Origin of the sequence: Paracoccus sp. (in: a-proteobacteria) (assembly GCF_047973135.1) — a bacterium.
GTDB lineage: Bacteria > Pseudomonadota > Alphaproteobacteria > Rhodobacterales > Rhodobacteraceae > Paracoccus.
On the sequence record NZ_JBKEBL010000128.1, the window covers coordinates 1 to 24079 of the forward strand.

Sequence of the window (24079 nt, forward strand, 5' to 3'; positions counted from 1 at the left end):
GGCTCGACCGCCTCGACCGCCTGCAGCAGGCGGTCGAAATGCACATGGCGCTGGACATTCAGCCCCGGCAGATCGGCGGCATCGACGCTGATGGTCTTGTCCGGGGCCGTGACTTCGGCCACTCCGGTCACGACCGGGGTTCCGTCGGTCAGCGACACGGTGGTCAGAAAGCGCGTCGTGCGGTCGGGGCCCTTGCCGGTCAGTTCAACGCGGATGACCAGCTCATCGCCGGGAGAGACCCGGCGATGGAATTGCAGCGACTGGCTTTTGTACAGCGTGCCCGGCCCCGGCAGCTTGTCGCCCAGAACCGCCGAAATCAGCGAACCCAGCCACATCGAAGGCGCGACGGGCTGCGCCCCCTCATCGGCACCCGCAAGGTGCAGCGGGTTCAGATTGCCCGAGGAATGTGCAAAGACCAGCAGGTCATCCATCACACAGAGCCGCCGGATCTCGGCGCTCATACCCGTTTCCAGCCGGTCGAAGGGGATGCTTTGAAAACGTGTCATGGCTTACCCCGCCACCTTGGACCCGGAGGCCTTGACAGGGCGGATCGCGGCGGGCTTGTTCGCCCCCGTGTCCAGCCTCTTGCGCAACCGCTTGCTTTCGGCATGCAGTTCGGTGGCGACATGCGCCTCGTCGCCAAAGGCCAGCGCAAGCGCGTCGCGAACCACCTTGCGTTCGTCATTGTCGCGCAGCAGATCGGGCAGCCCGGCCAGCGCCTCGTCGCGGGCAAAGCGGCAGATAACCGCCTGTTCGCGGACCATTTCCAGTCGCTCGTCACGGCTGAGGCTTTTCAGCGGCTCTTGCGCGACCAGGAGATGCATGGCCTTTTCGATCGTCTCCTGATGCATCTCGGGCAGGGCATCGGCAACCAGAACCAGCGCCCGGATCACCGCTGCGGCCGGGCCGCCTCTGGTCATATGCGCAAGACATGCCTGAACCTCGGGCGATTGCCGGAAAAATTCAGGGTTCGGCTTGGCCCGTTCCTGATTGCGCTTTGCCCCGTAAAGCAACGCCCATGGGGTCGTATAAAGGCCCAGAAAGCTCATCTCGATGGCCGTTTCACGCATGTCGCGGAACGAGTCCCACGCCGTTTCGACCATTTCGGCCCAGACCTTTTCGGCCTGCCGGAAGGGGTTGCTGTCATCGACCCGCACACGGTTTTCCCGGACCGACCGGGCGTGCTTTTCGAAGGCCGCCATGCCCGGATTGTCGCTGGCGCAGATCCGGCGTCCGACGCGCATCGGATGCGTGTCGCGCATGAAACGGCCAAGATCGCCATTGCCGCTGTTCACCACAAAGGGGCGCAGCGTGGCCTCGTAGGCCTCGGTCAGCGCCTCGGACCCACGGGCGACAGCGGCGAAGGCGGGTTCCTCGTCGCGTTTGCCGGTGGCTGCGATAATGTCGTCAAAGCTGCTGCGGACGATGGACAGCGAAAAGGTCTTGTCATCGCCCTCGCCCTTATGGTCCTCGATCCGCAACTGATACAGGCCGGGGGGCAGCGCCTCGATGATCTGGAGCGTGTCGGCCAGCTTGACATCCTCGCGTTTCGCGATTTTCGACGACACGAAAATCCCCAGATGCCCAACCTGATCGTGCAGCATATACAGGATCCGCTGGCCCCTGATTTCGATTTCCTCTTCGCTGGCATAAACATCCATGATCCAGTTCAGTGCCTGCGCGGGCGGCGTGATATTGTCGCCATGCGAGGCAAAGCAGATGATCGGAGCCTTGATGTTCTTCAGGTCGATGGGGCGCCCGGCCTCTAGCTGGGCGCTGTTCTTGGACAGGCGGTTGCCGATGAACAACTGCTCGACGATCCAGGTGATTTCCTCGGTCGTCAACAGATAGAACCCGCCCCACCAGCGTTCGAAATCAAGAAAGCGCGGAATCCCCTTGTCGATATCCTGATAGAGATCGAAATATTTGCCGAACCAGTTGCGGCCCGGATTCAGCGCCTCGAAATTCACAACCAGATTTGCGCCGTCGAAAATGCCGCCCGCGACATCGCCCGCCAGCATCGCGGGCAGCGCGCCACCGACCAGCCCGCCGCTGTAACGCATCAGATCCTGCCCCAGCTTGCCCGCCCAATAGGACATGGGCGCGCCGTTCAGCACGATGGGACCGGTCAGGTCGGGATTGGCCGCCGCCAGAATCGCCGTGGCCCATCCGCCCTGACAATTGCCGACCACCACGGGTTTGGGTGAATCGGGGTGCAGCCTTTCGATCTCGCGCACGAAAGCGGCCTCGGCATCCGTGACCATGGCGATGGTCTGATGCGCCAGCGGTTCCTGATGGAACGCGACGAAATAGACGGGATGGCCGCGCCTGAAGGCCACGCCGACCTGACTGTCGTGCTTGAACCCGCCAATGCCGCCGCCATGCCCGGCACGCGGATCGACAATCACGACGGGGCGCTTGCTGTCGTCGGTCTTTACGCCCTTCTCGGGGATCAGGCGCAACAGGTAATAGTTGCAGGGCCGCGGCAGATCCTGTCCGTCCATGATCTTTTCGCTGTCATAGACCAGCACCGGCGGCGCGCCGGCATCGTTATGCGCCTTGATCGTGTCGCCATATTGCCGCATCGCATCGGCGAACAGCACCATCCGCTGCGAACTGTCCTTGAGATAATCCATCCATGCCTGAGCCAGCGTCCGGGGCGAGGCGCGCAAGGGCTCCAGATCGGTTTGCAGCTTGTGCATCCGCTCGTCCAGCCTGACCCGGTGTTCCTGCAGCATGTCCTCGGCCCGCGCGACGCGGCGCTGCGCGGCAGTCATCCTGACCTTTGACCCGGTTTTCATCAGGTCCAGAACGTGCTTGGGGTCCATCATGTTCGGCAGTTCGGTCATCATTTCGCTCCAACGGAAATAAGGCAGTAGGGATGAAAGGGATGGTCGGATCATGTCTGGCAGAGGTGATGTCATGCGCCGCAGGTAAAGCCGGTGTGACGCCCGGAAAGGGGCTGGCCGGGATGTGCCTGTCGGGAAACGAAACCATGGCCTGACGCAATACCTTCCTGTCGCGCCAAGGCGCGTTATTGTCTGATCTCTGAACAACTGTCCCCTGAACGACCGTCTTGCGGCGTCACTGGTGATTGCGGGCCGTCATGCGGGCAAGCCGCATGTCCGGGCAGCCGGAAGAAAACGGCACTCTCTTATTTACATGGAACCGGCGAACACGATGCCCTCACCTTATGGCACAGAGATGCGCCGGATTGCCTGTGCGGGTCAACGCCCGACCGTTGCCGGGGTTCCTGAGCGCGGCGAAAAGTCGCGATACCATGCCGCGTTCCGAATTACCCCGGCGTAAACCAGCCCATTCGCGCGGCATCCTGCACAGCGCCTGTCATCCCGCCCGCCCGTCCGCTATTCGCTTGCAGAAGCGCGCCCCCGTGACTAGAAGGGCGGAAATTTTCAGGCCGCCTCTGCCCGGCGGCCCTTTCTTGCTATGAGGACGATGATGCAGGTCAAGGAAACCCGGAACGAAGGTCTGAAGCGGGGCTATCAATTCACCCTGCCCGCCGCCGAGCTGGCCGCGACGGTCGATGCCAAGTTGAAAGAGGCGCAGCCCGAGATCGAAATGAAGGGCTTTCGCAAGGGCAAAGTCCCGATGGCCATGCTGAAAAAGCAGTTCGGCCCGCGCGTGCTGGGCGACGCCATGCAAGAGGCCATCGATGGCGCGATGCGCCGGCATCTTGAGGAATCGGGCGACCGTCCCGCCATGCAGCCGCAGATCGAGATGGAAAACGGCGAGGGCTGGAAAGAGGGTGATGACCTGGTCGTCAGCGTCTCTTACGAGGCTTTGCCGCCCATCCCCGAGGTCGATCTGTCCACGCTGAAGCTGGAAAAGCTGAACGTACCCGCCGACGAGACCGAGATCACCGAAGCGCTGGAAAACCTTGCGAAATCTGCCCAAAGCTTCGAAGATCGGCGCAAGGGCAGCAAGGCCAAGGATGGCGATCAGGTCGTCATCGACTTCAAGGGCTTTGTCGATGGCGAGGCATTCGAGGGCGGCACCGCCGAGGATTATCCGCTGGTTCTGGGTTCGAACAGCTTTATCCCCGGCTTCGAAGAACAGCTTGTCGGCGCCAAGGCCGAGGAAGAGGTCAAGGTCGAGGTCAAGTTTCCCGAGGAATACGGCGCCCCGAATCTGGCCGGCAAGGATGCCGTTTTCGAATGCACGGTAAAGGCGGTGAAGGCCCCGCAACCGGCCGAGATCGACGATGAACTGGCCAGGAAATTCGGTGCCGACGATCTGGACGCGCTGAAAAAGCAGGTCGCCGACCGCCTTGCGGCCGAATATGCCGGTGCCGCCCGCGCCGTGATGAAGCGCGCCCTGCTGGATCAGCTTGACGAGAAGGTCAAATTCGACCTGCCCGAGACGCTGGTCGATGCCGAGGCCAAGCAGATCGCGCATCAATTGTGGCACGAGGAACATCCCGAGGTTCACGACCACAACCACGATGCCGTCGAGGCAACCGATGAACACAAGAAACTGGCCGAACGCCGCGTGCGTCTGGGCCTGCTGCTGGCAGAAATCGGCCAGAAGGCCGAGGTCAGCGTGACCGATCAGGAAATGACTCAGGCCGTGTTGCAGGCGGCCCGTCAATATCCGGGCCAGGAACGCGCCTTTTTTGAATTCATCCAGCAAAATCAGGGTGCCCAGCAGCAATTGCGCGCCCCGATCTTCGAGGACAAGGTCGTCGATCACATTGCCGCCCAAGCCGAGGTCAGCGAAAAGCAGGTGACGAAGGCAGATCTGGAAAAAGCCGTCGAGGCGCTGGACGAGCTGTAATCTCATTCAGATTTTATGAAAAAGCCGCGGCAGGTCCGCGGCTTTTTCATCTCGCGATGCAGGGTGGCTTGCCGTCCCGCCCGCCGGGTTCTATCTTCGCCCCATGACCGCATCCCTGAACCTTATGAAGCTGTGCGTTGGTGCCGAAGGCCCCGACCATCTTGCCGCCTGGCAGCGGCAACGTTTTGGCGACGACCCGGCGGTTCACGTGACCCGGATGTGGCCAAAACGCGAGGCCGAGCTGCTGGATGGCGGCTCGATCTATTGGGTATTCAAGGGCGTCATGCTGGCCCGCCAACGCCTGTTGCGGCTGGACGAACGGATCGGCGAGGACGGCATCCGCCGCTGCGCGCTGGTTCTGGATCGCGCGGTGGTCCCCGTGGCTGCGGTGCCGCGCCGCCCCTTTCAGGGCTGGCGCTATCTAGCATCAGGCGACGCCCCGCCCGACCTGTCCGCCCGCGCCACCGAGGAACACCTGCCGCCCAAAGTCGCCGCCGCGCTGGCCGAAATGGGCCTGTTGGCCTCAGACTGACAGCCAGGTCTTAATCGCCGGTAAAGCAGGGGCGGAATAGCGGCGCAGAATAATTCTGATTTGATGCGTTAACTTGTTTTACCCCGTCACCGGCGCGACATTCGCCCGACTTGGGTAAATGTTGGGTTAACAGTCATGGCTATCGATAAGGACTCGGGCGGGTCCACGATCATTATCAAGCGCAGCGTGGAATCGGGCGAACACGGCCATCACGGCGGCGCATGGAAGGTCGCCTATGCGGATTTCGTGACCGCGATGATGGCGTTCTTTCTGCTGATGTGGCTTCTGAACGCCACTACGGAAAAACAGCGCAAAGGGCTGGCCGACTATTTCAATCCGACCATCATGCATCAGCCCGGATCGGCAGGCGACGGCGTCGAGAACGGGGTGAAACAGGCTGTTGTCCAACAATTGCCCGATGCAGCGCGCGCGGCAGAATTCGAACAGGTCGCGCGCGAGATCCAGAATCAGCTGACCGGCACCGGAGCTGAATCGATGCAGTTGACCAATGTGCTGCGCCATGTCGTGACGCGGATGACCGACGAAGGGCTGGTGATCGAACTGACCGACCTGACGGACGAGCCGCTTTTCGACGCCGACACCGCGCAGCCCCGCTTGGCCCTTTCCGAACTTGCGGGCATTCTGGCACGGGTTCTGTCCCATACCCGCAACGACATCGCGATTGCCGGGCATGTGCGGTCCTACCCGGAAATGCTGGTGTCATCCCCGGTCTGGGCGCTGTCCGACGCCCGCGCGCATGCGGTGCGCAACCTTCTGGAACGGCATGATTTTTCTGCGAAGCGCATTCAGCGGGTGACCGGATACGCTGATCGCAAGAACCGGACGGGCAACCCGATGGACCCGGTCAACAACAGGATAGAGGTGATTTTACTGAGATAGCGACCCGAAGGCCGTCCACGATTAGGCGAATATTAAACTGTCTGCGCCAATGTGGCGGGCAACGTCTCTCAGAGAAAGGTCCATCCCGATGTCGATGTCTTCCGCGCTCAGCGCCGGTGTGTCCGGACTTTCGGCGAACTCCACCCGGCTGGCGACAATTTCAGACAATATCGCCAATTCAGGAACCTACGGCTACAAAAGGATGGAGACCGAATTCAACGCTTTCATCCTGCATCAGAATGGCCAGACCGGCCTGTATTCCGCTGCCGGCGTGCGCGCCACGACCCACCGTATCGTCAGCGATGCAGGGGCGCTGGTCTCGACCTCGAACCCGCTTGATATTGCCATCTCGGGCCGCGGCATGCTGCCTGTGACCTCATCGGTCGATCTGGATAACGGCTTCAGGCAACTGCCGATGATGATGACGCGGACCGGGGGGTTCCGCACCGATCCGAATGGTGTGCTGCGCTCGGAATCGGGGCTGGTGCTGCTGGGCTGGCCGTCGCGCGCGGACGGCACGGTCGGGCTGATGCCGCGTGACACGATGGGCACGCTGGAACCCGTCCGCCTGCCAGCCAACCAGACATCGGGCGACCCCACGACATTGGTCAATCTGGGCGTCAACCTGCCCGCTGCGGAAACCCTGTCGACGGCCTCGGGCGAGACGCTGTCGCTGAAGGTCGAGTATTTCGGCAATCTGGGAACATCGGAAGCGCTGAGCTTTTCATTCACCCCGGATACAAGCGATCCGACCGGCATGTCGAGCACCTGGAACATGGAGATTCGCGATTCCGCTTCGGACCCGGCAAGCAACCTGATCGGCACCTTTCGCGTGGTCTTTGACGACAGTATGACGAATGGCGGCAGCATTTCCTCGGTCACGCCGCTATCGGGGGGCGCCTATGACCCGGCGACCGGGAACCTTGGACTGAACGTCGCGGGCGGGCCGCTGGATGTATTTGTCGGAACGCCGCTTGGCACCACCGGGCTTCGCCAGTTGTCCACCAATTTCTCACCCACGAATATCAGCAAGAACGGCTCTCCTGTCGGGCAGTTGACCACGGTGGAAATCGACGAGGACGGCTTTATGAAAGCCACCTACGACACCGGTTTCGTCAAGCTTTTGTATCAGATCCCGCTGGTCGATGTGCCCAATCCCGACGGGCTGATCGCGCTGGACTCACAGGCATTCAAGGTCTCGCCTGCCTCGGGCAACTTCTTCCTGTGGAACGCGGGGGACGGGCCGACGGGCTCGATCCAGGGCTATGCGCGGGAAGCCTCGACCACGGATATCGCCGAGGAACTGACCCATATGATCCAGACACAGCGGGCCTATTCATCGAACGCCAAGGTCATCCAGACCGTAGACGAGATGTTGCAGGAAACAACGAATATCAAGCGGTGAGCACGGCACCGCTGACGCCGCAATCACAGGAGGAATGGGATGAGCATCACGAAAGCGCTGTCCAACGCGGTATCCGGCCTGACCGCGACCGCGCGGGGCACCGAAACCGTCGCGGCCAACTTGGCAAATGTCATGACGCCGGGATACGCCCGGCGCGAGATGGCCATCAGCGCCCAGACCCTCGGTGGGGCCGGTGGCGGGGTCAGGATCGACGGCATCACCCGGATCGTGAATGCCGGACTTCTGGCCGAAACCCGTCTGGCCGGATCGGCGCAGACCGAGGTCGCGACCCGGCTGACATTCGCCAAATCCATGGAGCAGGTGGTCGGCCTGCCCGGCGACAGGAACGGATTGGGCACCGCACTGACCGAATTTCGCGCAGCCCTGTCCGAGGCGAGCACACGCCCCGATGACGAAATCCGGCTAAGCTCGGTTCTGACATCCGCCACTTCCCTGGCGCAACGGCTGAATGGCGCATCTGCCGCTGTACAGGCGCAGCGCAGCGATGCAAGTCAGGCGATTGCCCTGGATGTCCGGACATTGAACGGCAGCCTGGACCGGGTCGCCTATCTGAACCGGCGCATCTCGATCATTTCGGCGCAGGGGGGCGACACCTCATCGCTGAAGGACGAAAGACAGACGGTCATCGATCGCATCAACACCATCGTCCCGATACAAGAGATTCCGCGCGAAGCAGGCAAGGTTGCCCTCTTTTCGGCCGAGGGTGCAGTGCTGCTGGACGGCAGTATTCCCTCGGGGTTTCAGATCCAGACACCTGGGCATATGACACCCGGCATGCAGGTTGGCAGCCCGTCTGTCGGGAGGCTGATCATCAACGGCGAGGAACTGACCGCATCCCAGATGCGCCTGTTCTCGGGCGGCACATTGTCAGCGAATTTGTCCATCCGCGACGAATTGGCCCCGGAATTGCAGCGCGAACTGGATTCGCTGGCACAGGAATTGCATGACAGGATGGCCAGTCCGGGCGTTGACCCGACCCTTGCGGGCGGCGACCCCGGCCTTTTCACTGATGCGGGTACCTTTGCAGACCCGGCCGATATCGTGGGGCTATCCGGGCGCATTGCCGTCAACTCGGCGGTCGATCCCAAGGCCGGGGGCGAGTTGTGGCGTCTGCGCGGCGGACTTCAGGCCACATCCCCCGGTCCGGTTGGCGATCCGGCCCAGCTTTTTCGTCTGTCCGACGCTTTGGATCGCGTCACCGCACCACCGGGAAGCAGCGCCTTTGACGGCAACGGTACCCTGACCCAGCGTTTTGCCACGCTCGAGTCGCGGGTATCGTCACGCAGAATCAGCCTTGAGGCGGACAGCGCCATTCGAAACAGCCGTGCGGAAACCATTACCGGACGTTTTCTTGATGACGGGGTCAGCAGCGATACCGAGATGCAGAACCTGCTGCAATACGAACAGGCCTATGCGGCAAATGCGCGGGTGATCCAGACGATCGACGCAATGCTGGACCAAATTCTGAGGTTGTAATCATGACAGTGAATTCCATCGGCGATCAGGCCCGGGCCTTTGTCCTGAAAGCCGCCACCGCGCAGTTGAAGACGACCCTCGATGTGCTGACGCAAGAAGTCTCATCCGGCGAAGTGGCCGATCTGGGCATGCGCCTGCAGGGCAACTCAAGAACCCTGAACGCAATCGAAGCACGTATGAAAATGCTGGATCAATATCAACGCAACGCAGCCGAGGCCGCGTCCGTGACCGGGACAATGCAGGACGTTCTTGGGGCCATCCATGCCAGTACCTCGCAGCTTGCGCTTGCCATCCAGACCGAGCCATCTGCACCAACCAGCCAGACGCTCATGGTGCGCGCCGATGAAATTTCCCAGGCGTTTTCGGCCACCGTTCAGGGCCTGAACACAGAAATCGCGGGACGGCATCTGTTTTCAGGACTTGCCACCGACCATTCTCCCCTGATCTCTGCCGATGAGATACTTGACCACCTTGGGGTGGCGACAGCTGGCCTTTCGACGGCTCAGGATATTGCCGCAGCGGTCTCGGACTGGTTCGATGCGCCTGCGGCCAGCGGATTTGTGGGTTTGGCCTATCTTGGCACATCGGGAGGCGTCCGTCAGATCGAGGTCGCCGAAGGTCACGCGATCGGCGTTGCGACCACAGCCGCTGACCCAGCAATCCGCGAGGTAATGAAAGGGCTGGCAACAGCCGCTTTGGTCAGCCGCGGCGTTCTTGCGGGCGACGATTCGGCGCAACGTCAGCTTATGGCAACCGGAGCCCAGATTCTGATCCGGAACGAAAGCAGCCTGCTTTCGGCGACGGCGCGCATTGGTCTGCAACAGAAAATCGTGGCGGATAGCCAGACGACAAACGCTTCCGCCTTGTCCGTGTTGACCATCGCCCGGAACGATCTGCGTCAGGCCGACCCCTATCAGACCTCGGTCGCGCTGACCCATACGCAAAACCAACTTGATGCCCTTTACACGGTGACGGCGCGTTTGTCCAAGCTTCAACTGGTGGAATATCTGCGGTGAAAAACCTGTTCATATATGTTGCGCTGCTGTTCTTCGCGGGCGCGGCAGCGGCAGCCCCGGTCCGGATCAAGGATGTCGCCGATTTTGATGGCGTCAGAGGGAACGATCTTGTCGGTTATGGCCTTGTAGTGGGGCTGGATGGTACGGGCGACAGCTTTCGCAACGCCCCCTTCACCGAAGAAATGCTGTCCGGCTTGCTGGAACGTCTGGGTGTCAATGTGACCGACGATGCCCTGCGCTCAAAGAACGTGGCGGCGGTGGTCGTCACCGCCGCCCTGCCCCCGTTTGCGCGGTCGGGCAGCCGACTTGATGTCAGCGTCTCGACCATCGGCGACGCCAAAAGCCTGCTTGGCGGTACTTTGGTCATGACCCCGCTTAAGGCTGCGGACGGAAACATCTATGCAGTGGCGCAGGGCTCGATCATCGCCGGAGGCGTCGCCGTTTCAGGCGAGGCCTCTCGCGTCGTAGAAGGTGTGCCGACCGGTGGCAGCATTCCAACAGGCGCAAGGGTCGAAAGAGAGGTCGATTTCGACTTTTCACAGATCCAGAATATCCGTATCGCCCTGCGCAACGCAGATTTCACGACGGCTTCACGGATCGAGGACGCCATCAACCGTGACTTCAAGCGCCAGCTAGCCGTTGCGCATGATGGAGGTACGGTGGTCGTCGATTTTCGAGCATTGGGCAATGTGAACCCCGCCCGCGTTCTTGGGCGAATCGAGAACCTGACCGTCGAGCCCGAGGACCGCGCCAAGGTTGTCATTGATCACAAGGCCGGGACCATCGTCATGGGCGAACGGGTGCGCATTTCCCGCGTTGCAGTGTCACAAGGCAATCTGACGCTGCGGGTCAGCGAGGCCCCTCAGGTGTCGCAGCCCAATCCCTTCGCCGAAGGTGAAACCGTTACCGTCAACAGAACCTTCGCCGAGATGCGGGAAGAACCAGGGATCGGGTTTGCCGAGGTCGTCGGCGAAACATCGCTAAGCGACCTTGTCGAGGGGCTGAATGCTCTGGGCGTTCGTCCGCGCGACATGATCGATATTCTCAAATCGATCCATGCAGCAGGTGCGTTGCATGCCGATCTGATCGTGGAATGACACGTGCGGGAACCCTGATCAGGGGTGAGGTCGCGTATGTGACAATTCCCTCGCCCTTCGCGAACCTCCTTTACCGGGGCGGCCATTCCGACGGTTTGGAACAAGCCACGACCACCCGCCATGGCGAATATGACGCTGCGGAAACCAACCTTCAGGGCCGGGTCAGGCGGGCGACCACGCGACGCGCGACTGGTGCCACGACCAAAACCGCCGGAAAGGCGACCGCCCAACTGGACAGCCACGTCATGAACCAGATCCCGATCAGACCATCGGCCAGCCCAAGCGCACGCAGCGTCGCGATGCAAGACACAAGTGCCGACATCAGGCCGGAAAGGATGAAACCGAAGAGGATCGCGCCATAGCGAGCGGGTATCATGTCTTACATTCCATTTCCGGCCAGAGTCAGGTCATGCAACTTCGGCAAAGACCTTGTTCAACGCCTGTTCGAGCTTGTCGAACATTTCATCCATCTGTTCCCCTGTCAGGATGAAAGGCGGACACAACACGATGGACTGCCCCAGCGGGCGACAGATCAAGCCCAGATCAGTGCATGTATTGGCGATACGTTCGCTGACCGACAGGCTGCCATCGAATGGCGTCCGCGTGGCCTTGTCCTTTACCGCCTCCAGCGCCCACATGAAGCCCACACCACGCAATTCGCCGATATGGTCACTGCGGTCCATGATCGCGCGAAGCCCGGCCTCCATCCGCGGGGCGAGACGCTTGACATTGTCGGCCAGCCCCTCGTTCATCACCACATCAATGGCTTTCAGCGCAATGGCGCAGCCGACCGGGTGGCCCGATGCGGTGAAACCATGGGGAAATTCTTCGATCTTTTCGACTGCGGCCTGCATCCGATCAGCCAGGTCGGGGCCAAGGATCACCGCACCCATCGGGAACAGGCCGGCGGTCAGGTTTTTGGACGAAATGATCGCGTCCGGCATGAAATCATAGGTCTGGCAGCCCCAGGTATTGCCGGTGCGCCCGAACCCGCAGATCACCTCGTCCGAGATCATCGGGATCCCGAATTTCCGCAGGATCGGCAGCACCGCCTGAAAATAGCCCGCCGATGGCGGAATCACCCCGCCTGCGCCCATAACCGGTTCCGCAAAGAAACCGGCAATGGTGTCGGGGCCTTCGCGCAGGATCGTTTCCTCAAGCTCGCGAGCAAGCCGCGCCGTGAACTGCGCCTCGGACTCGTCCGGTTTGCCAAAGCGCCAGTAATGCGGGCAGGTCAGATGAATAAATCCCGGCAGCGGCAGGCCGAACACCGAATTATAGGGCTTGCCGGTCATGCTGGCCGACACCGCCGTTACCCCGTGATAGGCGTTCCAGCGCGTCAGGATCTTGCGCTTTTCGGGGCGGCCTTCGCTGGCATGCAGGAACCACAGCATCTTGACCATGGTATCATTCGCCTCGGAGCCCGAATTCGTATAGAATACCTTGCCCCGCCCAAAGGGCGATACCTCGACCAGCTTTTCGGACAGCATCACCGTCTGGTCGGACAACCGGCCAAAAAACGCGTGATAGCCGGGAAAGCGATCATATTGCGCCTTGGCCGCCTCGGCCAGGCCGCAGTGATCAAAGCCGGCAACCATATTCCACAGGCCGGAATTGGCATCCAGATAGCGTCGGCCGTTCACATCGACGACATAGGGCCCTTCGCCATGGGTCAGCACGACCGCGCCGCGCTTGTGCACGCTTGGCAAGTCGGTGAATCCATACAGGGAATATGCGTCGGCTCGGGCTTCCCAGCTTTGCGGTGCGGTCATTTTCTTGCCTCCGGGGAAAGGTTTGCGCGCAAGCTATCGCCGCGCCGGGTGGCGTTCAATGGCTACCTTGAGGCATCGCCCCAAACCGACGCAAGCGAAGTGCCGAATCGGCATTTGCCACCGGACCCGGCGCCGGGCGCTATCGGTCTGCCCGCCGCAATCCGATTTCGTCCAGCGCGGCCTCGATCCCCGCCAGAGGCACGCCGCGGGCCGTGGTCACCAGATTGTCGAACCGCGTGCGCAAGGCCTCTTTCTCTGCCCCACGGCAGTCATTCCATGGTCGGCCCTGTAGCCCCATGTGCAGAACGTAATAGCCGATGAAATGCGGTCGTTCTCCGTTCAGAAGCAATGCACGATAGGCATCGTCCGCACCCATCTGCCGCAGGGTTGCGGCGTCAGGCACGCCAGCGGCCACAAGCGCCCGCGCCGTGGCCGGGCCAATATTGGGTATCTGTGTCAGATCGTCGGTCATGCAAGCGCTTGGGACAGGGTAACTGCATCATCCTCTATCGGCGGTGCGGTGCCAACAGCAAACACCGGAATCGGCGAAACCAGGGCAGATTTCGGCCTGCGGGTGATCCGGAGGGCACCAGACCCGGACCGTGTGGTTACGTGAGGGCATTTTGCAATCCGCTTTTCGGACCGGGGCAACCCCCTGGCAGCGCCGCAAGCCTGCGGCGTCGCAGGCACCAATCCGGCCCGGACCCCGAACAGCGACATTTGATAAAGGAGAGCCGCAATGCCGGACCTGACAGACCGCAATGGCGACGGAGCCATCCGTAACATGAGCGTCGTCGCGCATATCGATGACGATCTGCTGTTCATGAATCCCGATATCAGCAACGTAATCGCCGCCGGACACGCGCATGCGACCGTCTATCTGACCGCTGGCGATGCCGGCAATTCCGACGCTACATATTGGCAGGGCCGGGAAGAGGGCGCGCGGGCGGCCTATTCTGCGATGACCGGCTCGGATGCATGGGTCGAAGAGACTGTGACTGTCGATGCGGGCGAGCAGGATTTTCAGATTGTCAGCAATTATCTGCAAGACCAGCCGCAGATACGATTGTATTTCCTGCGCCTTCCCGACGGCATGCCGAATGGCGACGGCAGTGGAACCCGCGATTTTGCCAGCCTTGAAAAGCTGTGGAACGGCACGATGGACAGCATGGCGACGGTCGAGGGGGCCAGCACCTATGACCGCGCAGAGCTGACGCAAGTACTGCAAACGCTGATCGACCAGCATCAGCCCGACCGGGTGATGCGGCAGGATCACGAATCGGTGCATATCGCCTCGGACCATTCCGACCATATCCACGGCGCGCTGTTCGTGGATGCGGCGGCGGCGGGTGTCAGCACTGCCGACACGGATGGCTATGTCGATTACGGCGTCAGCAACCTTGCCCCCAACCTGTCCGAAGTCGAGATAAACGCCGCGCGCGAGGTATTTCGCGCCTATCTGGTGCATGACCGGGCGCTGTTCAACGGCTATGACGACAATGGCGATGCCATCGTTAACCCGACCTACGAGGGCTGGCTGCATCGCCAGTATCTGACCGACGATTTTCCCGCCGCCGGCGAGAGTTGGAGCAGGGATCGCAATATTCACGAAGCTGGCGACGTGAATAATGACGGCCGCGCGGATCTGGTCGATTTCACCGATTCCGGGGTCAGTGTCACACCCTCTCGCGATGGCGGCTTTGGGCCCGCCGGGCTGTGGATCGCCGATTACGGCTATGACAATGGTGGCTGGCGCATCGGCCAACATGAACGGATGGTGGCTGATGTGAATGGCGACGGGATGGAGGATGTCGTGGGCTTTGGCGAAGCCGGCGTGCTGACATCGCTGTCCACCGGCAGTTCTTTCCAGCAGGCAGAATTGCGTCTGGCCGATTTCAGCGCGGCTCAGGGCTGGCGCACCGACCAGCATCAGCGGCGCGTGGGCGATGTGAATGGCGACGGGCGCGCGGATGTGGTGGGGTTCGGCAGCGACGGCGTTGTGGTCGCACTGTCGAACGGCACCGGCTTTGACGGTGCCTCGGTCTGGATCGGCGATTATGCCTATAATAACGGCTGGCGCACCGACCAGCACGAGCGGCTGGTGGGCGACATGAATGGCGACGGGTTGGAGGATGTCGTCGGCTTCGGCGATCAGGGCGTTCTGGTCTCGTTGTCCGACGGCAGCTCTTTTCAGGAAGCCCGGATGTGGATGCCCGATTTCAGCATTCACAGTGGCGGCTGGCAGGTTGGCTGGCACGACCGCGCGGTTGGTGATGTGAATGGCGACGGGAGGGACGATGTGGTGGGCTTTGGCAGCAGCGGCGTGCTGGTCGCGCTGTCGAACGGCTCGGGCCTTCAGCCGGTCGCAACCTGGTCGGGCGATTACGGCAGCGAACAGGGCTGGAACGCGATCGATCACGACCGGATGCTGACTGATGTCAATGGCGACGGGATGGATGACATTCTGGCCTATGGAAATAATGGCGAGCGACGGGTGGCACTGTCAACCGGCAACGGTTTTCAGGATGTCGCCGACCCCTATACGCCTCAGCCTGCCACCACCGGCGACGAATGGGGCGATCCGCTGGTCCTGGCCTGAAGTGGCGGCTTTCCTTGCGGGCGGCTTTGCGCTATAGCGCCGCAATCCCAAGGACAGCCGCTTATGACCGATCATTCCGCAGCACCGAAAAAGCTGTTCATCAAGACCTATGGTTGCCAGATGAACGTCTATGACAGCCAGCGCATGGCCGAGGCGCTGGCTGATGAGGGCTATCGCCTGACCGAGGATCAGGCCGAGGCCGATATGGTGCTGCTGAACACCTGCCATATTCGCGAAAAGGCGGCGGAAAAGCTGTATTCCGATCTGGGGCGGCTGAAACCCCTGAAAGCGGAAAAGCCCGATCTGACAATCGGTGTGGCAGGTTGCGTGGCACAAGCCGAGGGCGAGGAAATCACCCGCCGCATGCCTCTGGTCGATCTGGTCGTGGGGCCGCAGGCCTATCATCGCCTGCCCGCAATGCTGCGAGGCGAAGCACCCAGGATCGTCACCGACTTTCCCGAAGAGGACAAATTCGACCACCTGCCCGAACGCCGCGCCACGCGCCGCGCGCCTGCGGCCTTTCTGACGGTACAGGAAGGCTGCGACAAGTTCTGCGCCTTTTGCGTCGTTCCCTATACGCGCGGGGCCGAGGTCAGCCGCCCCGTCGAACGCATCCTGCGCGAGGCCCGCGATCTTGTGGCGCGCGGCGTGCGCGAGATCACCTTGCTGGGACAGAACGTCAATGGCTGGCATGGCGTGGGCGAGGACGGGCGCGAATGGGGCTTTGGCCGACTGATACGTGCCCTTGCCGAAATCGGCGGGTTGGACCGGATCCGCTATACCACCAGCCATCCCAATGACATGGCCGACGACCTGATCGAGGCGCATCGCGACGTGCCGCAACTGATGCCCTATCTGCACCTTCCCGTGCAATCGGGCAGTGATCGCATCCTGAAGGCCATGAACCGCAAGCATACGGCGGATCAGTATCTGCGCCTGATCGACCGCATCCGCACCGCTCGGCCCGACATCATGCTGACCAGCGATTTCATCGTCGGCTTTCCCGGTGAGACCGACGGCGATCATGCCGACACGCTGCGCCTGATCGAGATGGTGAATTTCGGCACCGCCTTCAGTTTTAAATATTCGCCCCGCCCCGGCACCCCCGCCTATGACCGCCCCGAGGTAGACAGCAGCATCGCCGACGCCCGGTTGCAGGAATTGCAGGCGCTGCTGACGCGCCAGCAAAGGGCCGCGCAGGAGGCAATGGTGGGCCGCACCCTTGGCGTCCTGTTCGAGAAACAGGGCCGCCGGCCGGGACAGATGGTCGGCAAGTCAGATTATCTGCATTCGGTCTTTGTGGATGCGCCGGATGCGCAGATCGGCGATCTGGTGCAGGTCCGTATCGTGGCCAGCGCGCCCAATTCGCTGCGGGGCGAGCTGGCGGGCTGACGCGGCCTATTCCCTGAACCTGTCGCCGGGTCCGGTGCCCCCACGGCACGACACCCCACGGCACGACAATTTGGCAGGCCGGGCTTGCGAAACTGCACCGACCTGCCATTATTCAGGCTGGCCGCCCCCAAGGAACGCGCGAACAGGAAGGGGGCGGCCGCTTTCACGCCGTTTGACGGGCGTGAAACCGGGATGATCCGGGCGGCTTTTATTCGCCGCCACCCAGACCGTGTACGTAAACGGCAACCTCGCGCATCTCGGCTTCGCTGAGGCGTCCGGTCCAGGACGGCATGACGCCGAATGGCCCATCGTGGACGATTTTGGTCACAGAGGCCACATCCGGAGCGTTATTCGCGACAAACAGCCACACCGCGTCGGTCAGGTTCGGCGCACCCTGCGCGTGATCGCCGGTGCCGTCCTCGGCGTGGCACGAGGCGCAGTTGTCGTCATAAACCACCTTGCCTTCAGGCGCGGCGGATGCGGCGGCGGCTGCGTCATGCGGCTGTTTGGCCATGGCCAGAACGTAATCGACCACCTGTCCGATCTGTTCGTCATCCAGCAGCTCATCCGTGCCGAAACGTGGCATTTCGGAATAGCGCGTGTCGGGATCCTGGGGGTCGCGGATGCCGTGCTGGATGGTCAGGTGGATTTCGTCCAGCGTCCCGCTCCACAGCCAGTCATTGTCCAGCAGGTTCGGATAACCCCGGTTCCCGCCCGCACCCGAGCCGTGGCACTGCGCGCACCAGGTCCGGAACACGGCACCTCCGGCATTTTTGGCAAAGTTGAACAATTCCTCGTTCGCGGGAATTTCGTCCAGCGCGACCTGGGTGATCTGGTCCTCGATCGGCGCATTGGCGGCATCGACCCGCGCGATTTCCGACGCGACCTCCTTGCGGTAATTCGTGCCCAGCATTCCTTGCGTGGCCGAACTGACCAGCGGCAGCGCGGGATAGGCAAGCATATAGCCGATCGCCCAGACGATACAGGCATAGAAGGTCCACAGCCACCAGCGGGGCATGGGGTTGTCATATTCGGTAATGCCGTCCCATTCATGCCCGGTCGAGGGCACCTCGTGCATTTTCGTCCCGTGACGGCCCCTGTCGCGCCGTTGCGGGGCGGCGCGTTTCACCGGCTGCGGCGCGTCGCCAGCGGTCGGGGCGGCGTCCCTGTCGTTATCTTCGGCCATCAGCGGCGCTCCTGTTTTTCCACCGCGGCGGCGGGGCGGGTCTCGTGACGAAAGATGCTTTCGGCGGCTTCCTGCTGTTCCTGCCGCGATCCGGGGCGAAATGCCCACAGGACCACGCCCACGAAGAAGCCGGTCAGAAGCAGCAGCATCCAGCTGTCGGCGAATTGTCGCAGCAGGCTGTAATGTTCCATCGTCCCCTCCTCAGCGCGGTTCATCGGGGCTGAAGGTCGAGAAATCGACCATCGTGCCCAGAACCTGAAGATAGGCGACCAGCGCATCCATTTCGGTCAGTTCTGGCTGACGGTCGAAATTGCGCTGCTGCGCGCCGGGATAGCGTTCCTCAAGCCCCGAGGCATCTGCATCGGGATCGGCCTGCGCGCGCAGATCGGCGGCGGCGGCGGCAATCATCTCGTCATTATAGGGCACGCCGACCCGCGCATCCGCCGTCAGTCGCTGCGTGGCGTGTTCGGTGCCAATCACCCGCTTCGACAGGAACCCGTATTTCGGCATGATCGATTCCGGCACCACCGATTGCGGGTCTGTCAGGTGGTCGATATGCCATTCATCCGAATAGCGCCCGCCCACACGCGCCAGATCCGGCCCGGTGCGTTTCGAGCCCCACTGGAACGGATGGTCATACATCGATTCCGCCGCAAGGCTGTAATGGCCATAGCGTTCGACCTCGTCCAGCATCGGGCGGATCATCTGGCTGTGGCAGACATAGCAGCCTTCGCGGATATAGACATCGCGGCCCTGCAATTCCAACGGGGTATAGGGGCGCACGCCCTCGACCTTTTCGATGGTGTTTTGCAGATAGAACAGCGGTGCGATCTCGACGATGCCGCCGATGGTGACGACCAGAAAGGAAAAGACCAGCAGCAAAGAGGCGTTCCTTTCGAGGATCTTGTGTTTTTCCAGAATTGCCATGGTTCTGATCCCTTATTCGGCCGGCACGGCAATTGCGGTGGTATGCGCCTTGGGCTGTTTGGCGACGGTGGCCCACAGATTATAGGCCATGATCAGCCCGCCCATCAGATACAGCACCCCGCCCAAGGCCCGGACGACATACATCGGGAATTTGGCGGAAACGGTGTCGGCAAAGGCGTTGACAAGGAAGCCCTGAGCATCGACCTCGCGCCACATCAGACCCTCCATGATGCCTGTCACCCACATGGACGACGCGTAAAGGACGATCCCGATGGTCGCCAGCCAGAAATGCCAGCTCACCAGCGTGGTCGAATACAGCCGTTCCCTGCCCCACAGGCGCGGCGTCAGGTAATACAGCGCGCCAAAGGTGATCATGCCGTTCCAGCCAAGCGCGCCGGAATGGACATGACCGATGGTCCAGTCGGTGTAATGCGACAGGCTGTTGACGGCCTTGATCGACATCATCGGGCCTTCGAAGGTTGACATGCCATAGAAGCCGACAGCGACAACCATCATGCGGATCACCGGATCGGTGCGCAGCTTGTCCCATGCGCCCGACAGGGTCATCAGCCCGTTGATCATGCCACCCCAGCTTGGCATCCACAGCATGATCGAGAACACCATCCCCAGCGTCGAGGCCCAGTCGGGCAGCGCGGTATAATGCAGATGGTGCGGACCGGCCCAGATATACAGAAAGATCAGCGCCCAGAAATGGATGATCGACAGCTTGTAGCTATAGACGGGACGCTCGGCCTGTTTGGGGATGAAGTAATACATCATCCCCAAAAACCCGGCGGTCAGGAAAAAGCCCACGGCATTATGGCCATACCACCATTGCACCATTGCATCCTGCACGCCGCTGAACACCTGCACCGATTTGCTGCCGAAAACGCTGACCGGCAGGGACAGGTTGTTGACGATGTGCAGCATCGCGATGGTCACGATGAAAGACAGGTAGAACCAGTTCGCGACGTAGATATGGGGTTCCTTGCGCTTGACGATGGTGCCCAGGAACACCGCCAGATAAACGACCCAGACCGTCGTCAGCCACCAGTCAACGATCCATTCCGGCTCGGCATATTCCTTGGACTGGGTGGCCCCCAGAATATAGCCCGACGCCGCAAGGACGATGAAAAGCTGATAGCCCCAGAAAACGAACCATGCGGCATTGCCGCCCCACAGCCGCGCCGCCGAGGTCCGCTGGACCACATAGAAAGAGGTCGCGATCAGCGCATTGCCGCCAAAGGCAAAGATCACCGCGCTGGTATGAAGCGGGCGCAGCTTGCCGAAATTCAGATAGCCATGTGTCAGTTCGCTGAAATTCAGCACCGGAAAGGCAAGCTGAAAGGCGATAAAGACGCCGACAAGGAAACCGACCACCCCCCACAGAACGGTGGCGATCACGCCCGCGCGCACGACTCCGTCCATGTATTCATTGGCATTGGGCTGGACGACCGGCTCGTCGATGTGGCGCAATGTCCGGATGAACATCACTGCGGCGACCAGCATGATCGTCAGCGCGTTCACCATATAGGCCAGATCATGCGCGAGATTCGCGCCGATCGCGGCCGCGACAGCGACCGCCCCCAGCAAGATCAGCTTAATATAATTCCACATGGTTTCCCCGTGTCGCATTGGCAGGCACCGCCCGCGCCTTCGCGAATCGCGAAACCGTGAGCGGCTGTCCCATGCCAAGGGGATAGGTCGGTCAAAGTCAAACCACCTTGATCTGCATCAAGGGGCGGCGGCCCGGCGCGGTACAAAGTGCCGGTGGATCGACCCAAGGTCGAACGTGACAGCGACGATGAAACCAGGAGGCGGAAAAATGGCTTACAAGACGATACTTACGGTCCTGTCTGACATAAGGCAGATGACGCAACTTGACGCGGCCGCGCAGCTTGCGGTGCGCGATGACGGGCATCTGGAAATCCTGTGCATCGGTGTCGATCACAGCCAGGCGGGGTATTATTTCCCCGGCGGCAGCGCCTATGCTTATCAGGAAACCATCGACAACGCGATGGAAAGCGCCGAGACGCTGGAAAAGCAGGTCCGCGATCATCTGGCAGGGGCGACCGATCTGAAATGGTCGGCGGAATCGGCGGTGGCGCAGCTTGGCGGTCTGGCGAATCTGGTCGGGATGCGGGCACGGTTTTCCGACCTGACGGTGCTGGCCCGCCCCTATGGTGCCGATGCGCCTGGCGATGCCGAAGCCGTGACCGAGGCCGCGCTGTTCGAAGGCGGCTGCCCGGTTCTGGTCATCCCCGAGAACGGACTGCCCGTCGAGGTGCCGAACAAGATTCTGGTCGCCTGGAACCAGTCCACCGAGGCTCTGGCCGCCATTCGCCGCGCCCTGCCCTCGTTGAAAAAGGCGAAAAGCGTCGAAATTACCGTGATCGACCCGCGCCGCAGCGGGCCGGAACGGTCAGATCCCGGCGGGGCACTGACCCAGATGCTGACACGGCACGGGGTCCATGCCGAAATCGCCGTGCTGGCCCGGACCGAACCCTCGATCAGCGATGAACTGATCCGCCGCGCGCTGGAAATCGACGCCGATCTGATCGTCATGGGTGCCTATGGCCATTCGCGGTTCCGCGAGGCGATTCTGGGCGGCGCGACCCGCAACATGCTGGAAAAAGCCAAGGTGCCGGTGTTCATGGCGCGCTAGATTTCGGCGGTATTTCTGGCGGCGGGCATCCTTGCCGGTGCCCGCCTTCGCGCGCAGCGCGGGTCAGCTTATCCAGCCGCCATCCGAATCGTCGCCCGATTCCTCGACCAGCCGGGCAAAATCGGGCAGGACCACGCCACGCTTGCCCTGTAGTTCGATCACGCCCTCGCGCTTCAGCGCGTTCACCTGTCGGCTGACGGTTTCCAGCGTCAGGCCCAGATAATCGGCCATCGCCTCGCGGGTCAGCGGCAATTCGATTTCCATCCGGCCGCCCGCGCGGGCATGTTTCATCGCCGCCTCGCGCCGGGCGATGATGGCGATGAACGAGGCGATCTTTTCGCGCGCGGTCTTGCGCCCCAGAAGCAGCATCCATTCCCGCGCCGCATCCAGTTCGTCCAGCGTCATTTCCAGCAGGCGGTGGGCGATGCGTGGCGTCTTGCACAGCATCTGGTCAAAGGGCTTGCGGCGGAAACAGCACAGCAGCACCTTGGTCGTGGCGATCGCGTTATAGGCCACCTGCTCACGCCCAGGTCGGCCCAGAAAATCACTGGGCAGCAACAGCCCGACCATCTGCGTGCGCCCGTCATCCAGCGTCTGCGTCAGCGTCGCCACGCCCGAGACCACCGAACCCACGAAATCCATCCGGTCGCCTTCCCAGACAATCGTCTGGCCAGCCTCGAAACTGCGATAGAACTTGATCTCTTCAAGCGCCTCAAGCTCGTCCGTATTGCAGGGCGAACAGACAGCGCGTTCGCGGATCGGGCACTCGGCGCAGCGCGCCGTGGCCAGCATGTGCTGCGGCGGAATCTGGTTGATTTGGGTCAATGCGAGTAGGCTCATCACCCGCTAAAAATACCCGCATGAGCATGATTTCGCAACTCAGGCGGTTGGGACTCTTTGACGCGCGGGTACCGCGCTATACCAGTTATCCCCCCGCGACCCAGTTCAAACCCAGTGTGAATTGCAGCATTGTCGGGGATTGGCTGGGTGCCATTCCTGCCGGTGCCGCCATATCGCTGTATGTTCATGTGCCGTTTTGTCGCAGGCTGTGCTGGTTCTGCGCCTGCCGGACACAGGGCACCCAGTCGATGCAGCCGGTTCGCGATTATGTCGGCACCGTTCTGGCCGAGCTTTCTGATCTGCGCCAAAGGCTTGGGCCGGTCAGCCTGTCGCGCCTGCATTGGGGCGGCGGCACCCCTACCCTGCTGTCGCCCGATCTGATTGCGCGGCTGTCCGGCGCGATCTTCGAGGCATTCCCGATGACTCGCGACGGCGAGTTTTCGGTCGAGATCGATCCCTCGGAAATCGACGCCCCGCGCATGGCGGCGCTGGCCCGCGCAGGCATGAATCGCGCCTCGGTCGGGGTGCAGGATTTCCACCCCGAGATCCAGAAAACCATCGGTCGCGAACAAAGTTTCGAGATGACCGAACTCGCCGTACGGTTGATTCGCTCTCACGGTATCCCCAGCCTGAATGCCGACATCCTTTACGGTCTGCCCGATCAAAGCCCGGTGCGCATCGCCGACACGGTGCAAAAGTTGCTGGCACTGGGGCCGGACCGGGTGGCGCTGTATGGCTATGCCCATGTGCCCTGGATGTCGAAACGGCAGGTGATGATCCCCGAGGACGCGCTGCCGGACAACGAGACGCGGCTGAGCCTGTTCGAAACCGCCGCCATGCTGTTCGACGCCGATGGCTATCTGCCCGTCGGCATCGACCATTTCGCCCGACCGCATGACAGTCTGGCGCAGGCCAGCGTGGCGGGCCGGTTAAGGCGCAATTTTCAGGGCTATACCGATGACCGCGCCGAGGTGCTGATCGGTCTGGGCGCGTCGTCGATTTCGCGTTTCCCTCAGGGTTATGCCCAGAACGCCCCGGCCACCGGCGCCTATACTGCCGCGATCCGCGACGGCAGGCTGCCAGTCACGCGCGGTCATGCCTTTACCGCCGATGACCTTTGGCGCGGCAGGATGATCGAAGCGCTGATGTGCGATTTCGCCATCGACGCGCCGGAATTCATCCGCGAACACGGCATGACCCCGGACAGGCTGGAGCGTCTTTTCGCGCCGCTGAAAGACCGCTTTGGCGAGATGATCAGCACCGGCCCGCAGGGCCTGAAAATCACACGCGCGGGGCGCCCCCTGACGCGGATGATCGCGCAGGCGCTGGATGCTTACGCGATGCAACCTTCGGGGCATTCGCCCGCTGTCTGATGCCGGTATCCGGCACGCTTCCCTGTGGCGGCCGGTTCCGGGGCGGGCGCATCGGGGGATGGGCACCCTGCCTGCCACAGGCCA

At 61.9% G+C, this 24079-nt stretch carries 22 protein-coding genes; 12 read left to right on the top strand and 10 right to left on the bottom strand.

Translation table 11 applies throughout. The features are described from left to right. Together ACK5L9_RS09670 and ACK5L9_RS09675 are read right to left on the bottom strand one after the other, a co-directional pair. Nucleotides 1-506, bottom strand: a 506-nt coding sequence (locus ACK5L9_RS09670; protein WP_416911252.1) for a MaoC/PaaZ C-terminal domain-containing protein, incomplete at its 3' end; no start/stop codon positions are given. Nucleotides 507-509: 3 nt separating this feature from the next. Next, the gene (locus tag ACK5L9_RS09675; RefSeq protein ID WP_416911253.1) at nucleotides 510-2852 is read right to left on the bottom strand and encodes a DUF3141 domain-containing protein; all 2343 of its coding nucleotides are present in this window, start codon (nucleotides 2850-2852) and stop codon (nucleotides 510-512) included. Between the two features lie 29 nt (nucleotides 2853-2881). Here ACK5L9_RS09675 and ACK5L9_RS09680 point away from each other — a divergent pair, with 29 nt between their 5' ends. The 8 genes from ACK5L9_RS09680 (at nucleotide 2882) to ACK5L9_RS09715 (ending at nucleotide 11241) form a co-directional block, all read left to right on the top strand. Further along, the gene (locus tag ACK5L9_RS09680) at nucleotides 2882-3004 is read left to right on the top strand and encodes a hypothetical protein (protein WP_416911254.1); all 123 of its coding nucleotides are present in this window, start codon (nucleotides 2882-2884) and stop codon (nucleotides 3002-3004) included. A 455-nt stretch (nucleotides 3005-3459) separates the two neighbouring features. Further along, a complete protein-coding gene (tig, locus tag ACK5L9_RS09685) occupies nucleotides 3460-4794 on the top strand; it encodes a trigger factor (protein ID WP_416911279.1) in 1335 nt (444 codons plus the stop codon). Between the two features lie 103 nt (nucleotides 4795-4897). Further along, a complete protein-coding gene (locus tag ACK5L9_RS09690; protein ID WP_416911255.1) occupies nucleotides 4898-5326 on the top strand; it encodes a DUF1489 family protein in 429 nt (142 codons plus the stop codon). Nucleotides 5327-5461: 135 nt separating this feature from the next. Beyond that, nucleotides 5462-6226, top strand: a complete 765-nt coding sequence (locus tag ACK5L9_RS09695) for a flagellar motor protein MotB (protein WP_416911256.1) — start codon at nucleotides 5462-5464, stop codon at nucleotides 6224-6226. Nucleotides 6227-6314: 88 nt separating this feature from the next. Then, nucleotides 6315-7631, top strand: coding sequence for a flagellar hook protein FlgE (locus tag ACK5L9_RS09700; RefSeq protein ID WP_416911257.1), 1317 nt, complete (start codon nucleotides 6315-6317; stop codon nucleotides 7629-7631). A gap of 39 nt (nucleotides 7632-7670) precedes the next feature. Next, the gene (flgK, locus tag ACK5L9_RS09705; RefSeq protein ID WP_416911258.1) at nucleotides 7671-9128 is read left to right on the top strand and encodes a flagellar hook-associated protein FlgK; all 1458 of its coding nucleotides are present in this window, start codon (nucleotides 7671-7673) and stop codon (nucleotides 9126-9128) included. A 2-nt stretch (nucleotides 9129-9130) separates the two neighbouring features. Then, nucleotides 9131-10144, top strand: coding sequence for a hypothetical protein (locus ACK5L9_RS09710; protein WP_416911259.1), 1014 nt, complete (start codon nucleotides 9131-9133; stop codon nucleotides 10142-10144). Next, a complete protein-coding gene (locus tag ACK5L9_RS09715) occupies nucleotides 10141-11241 on the top strand; it encodes a flagellar basal body P-ring protein FlgI (RefSeq protein WP_416911260.1) in 1101 nt (366 codons plus the stop codon). Before ACK5L9_RS09710 ends, ACK5L9_RS09715 begins: the two co-directional genes overlap by 4 nt. Before the next feature lie 151 nt (nucleotides 11242-11392). Here ACK5L9_RS09715 and ACK5L9_RS09720 read toward each other — a convergent pair whose 3' ends face one another. From ACK5L9_RS09720 to ACK5L9_RS09730, 3 genes are all read right to left on the bottom strand, one after another. Beyond that, on the bottom strand, nucleotides 11393-11617 hold the full coding sequence (locus ACK5L9_RS09720; RefSeq protein WP_416911261.1) for a DUF2798 domain-containing protein: 225 nt from the start codon (nucleotides 11615-11617) through the stop codon (nucleotides 11393-11395). 31 nt (nucleotides 11618-11648) lie between these two features. Beyond that, the gene (locus ACK5L9_RS09725) at nucleotides 11649-13013 is read right to left on the bottom strand and encodes an aminotransferase (RefSeq protein WP_416911262.1); all 1365 of its coding nucleotides are present in this window, start codon (nucleotides 13011-13013) and stop codon (nucleotides 11649-11651) included. Nucleotides 13014-13152: 139 nt separating this feature from the next. After that, on the bottom strand, nucleotides 13153-13485 hold the full coding sequence (locus ACK5L9_RS09730; RefSeq protein WP_416911263.1) for a TfoX/Sxy family protein: 333 nt from the start codon (nucleotides 13483-13485) through the stop codon (nucleotides 13153-13155). Between the two features lie 267 nt (nucleotides 13486-13752). Between ACK5L9_RS09730 and ACK5L9_RS09735 the strand changes: the two genes are divergently transcribed. Both ACK5L9_RS09735 and miaB read left to right on the top strand, forming a co-directional pair. Further along, nucleotides 13753-15612, top strand: a complete 1860-nt coding sequence (locus tag ACK5L9_RS09735) for a PIG-L family deacetylase (protein ID WP_416911264.1) — start codon at nucleotides 13753-13755, stop codon at nucleotides 15610-15612. 63 nt (nucleotides 15613-15675) lie between these two features. Beyond that, nucleotides 15676-17004: a tRNA (N6-isopentenyl adenosine(37)-C2)-methylthiotransferase MiaB gene (gene miaB / locus ACK5L9_RS09740; RefSeq protein WP_416911265.1), complete on the top strand. Its 1329-nt coding sequence runs from the start codon at nucleotides 15676-15678 to the stop codon at nucleotides 17002-17004. Nucleotides 17005-17212: 208 nt separating this feature from the next. On the opposite strand, the gene ccoP is transcribed toward miaB, so the two are convergent. The 4 genes from ccoP to ccoN form a co-directional block, all read right to left on the bottom strand. After that, the gene (gene ccoP, locus ACK5L9_RS09745) at nucleotides 17213-18082 is read right to left on the bottom strand and encodes a cytochrome-c oxidase, cbb3-type subunit III (protein ID WP_416911280.1); all 870 of its coding nucleotides are present in this window, start codon (nucleotides 18080-18082) and stop codon (nucleotides 17213-17215) included. A gap of 107 nt (nucleotides 18083-18189) precedes the next feature. Beyond that, complete coding sequence (locus tag ACK5L9_RS09750) at nucleotides 18190-18381, bottom strand: cbb3-type cytochrome c oxidase subunit 3 (protein ID WP_416911266.1); 192 nt, start codon at nucleotides 18379-18381, stop codon at nucleotides 18190-18192. Nucleotides 18382-18391: 10 nt separating this feature from the next. Beyond that, nucleotides 18392-19117, bottom strand: coding sequence for a cytochrome-c oxidase, cbb3-type subunit II (gene ccoO, locus ACK5L9_RS09755; protein ID WP_416911267.1), 726 nt, complete (start codon nucleotides 19115-19117; stop codon nucleotides 18392-18394). Nucleotides 19118-19129: 12 nt separating this feature from the next. Further along, entirely contained in the window at nucleotides 19130-20734 is a 1605-nt protein-coding gene (gene ccoN, locus ACK5L9_RS09760; protein WP_416911268.1) for a cytochrome-c oxidase, cbb3-type subunit I, read from the bottom strand. Nucleotides 20735-20942: 208 nt separating this feature from the next. Between ccoN and ACK5L9_RS09765 the strand changes: the two genes are divergently transcribed. After that, a complete protein-coding gene (locus tag ACK5L9_RS09765) occupies nucleotides 20943-21782 on the top strand; it encodes a universal stress protein (protein ID WP_416911269.1) in 840 nt (279 codons plus the stop codon). Between the two features lie 63 nt (nucleotides 21783-21845). Here the strand turns inward: ACK5L9_RS09765 and fnrL are convergent, their stop codons facing one another. After that, on the bottom strand, nucleotides 21846-22574 hold the full coding sequence (gene fnrL, locus ACK5L9_RS09770; RefSeq protein WP_416911281.1) for a transcriptional regulator FnrL: 729 nt from the start codon (nucleotides 22572-22574) through the stop codon (nucleotides 21846-21848). 68 nt (nucleotides 22575-22642) lie between these two features. Between fnrL and hemN the strand changes: the two genes are divergently transcribed. Then, on the top strand, nucleotides 22643-23995 hold the full coding sequence (hemN, locus tag ACK5L9_RS09775; protein WP_416911270.1) for an oxygen-independent coproporphyrinogen III oxidase: 1353 nt from the start codon (nucleotides 22643-22645) through the stop codon (nucleotides 23993-23995). The last annotated feature ends 84 nt before the right edge of the window (nucleotides 23996-24079 follow it).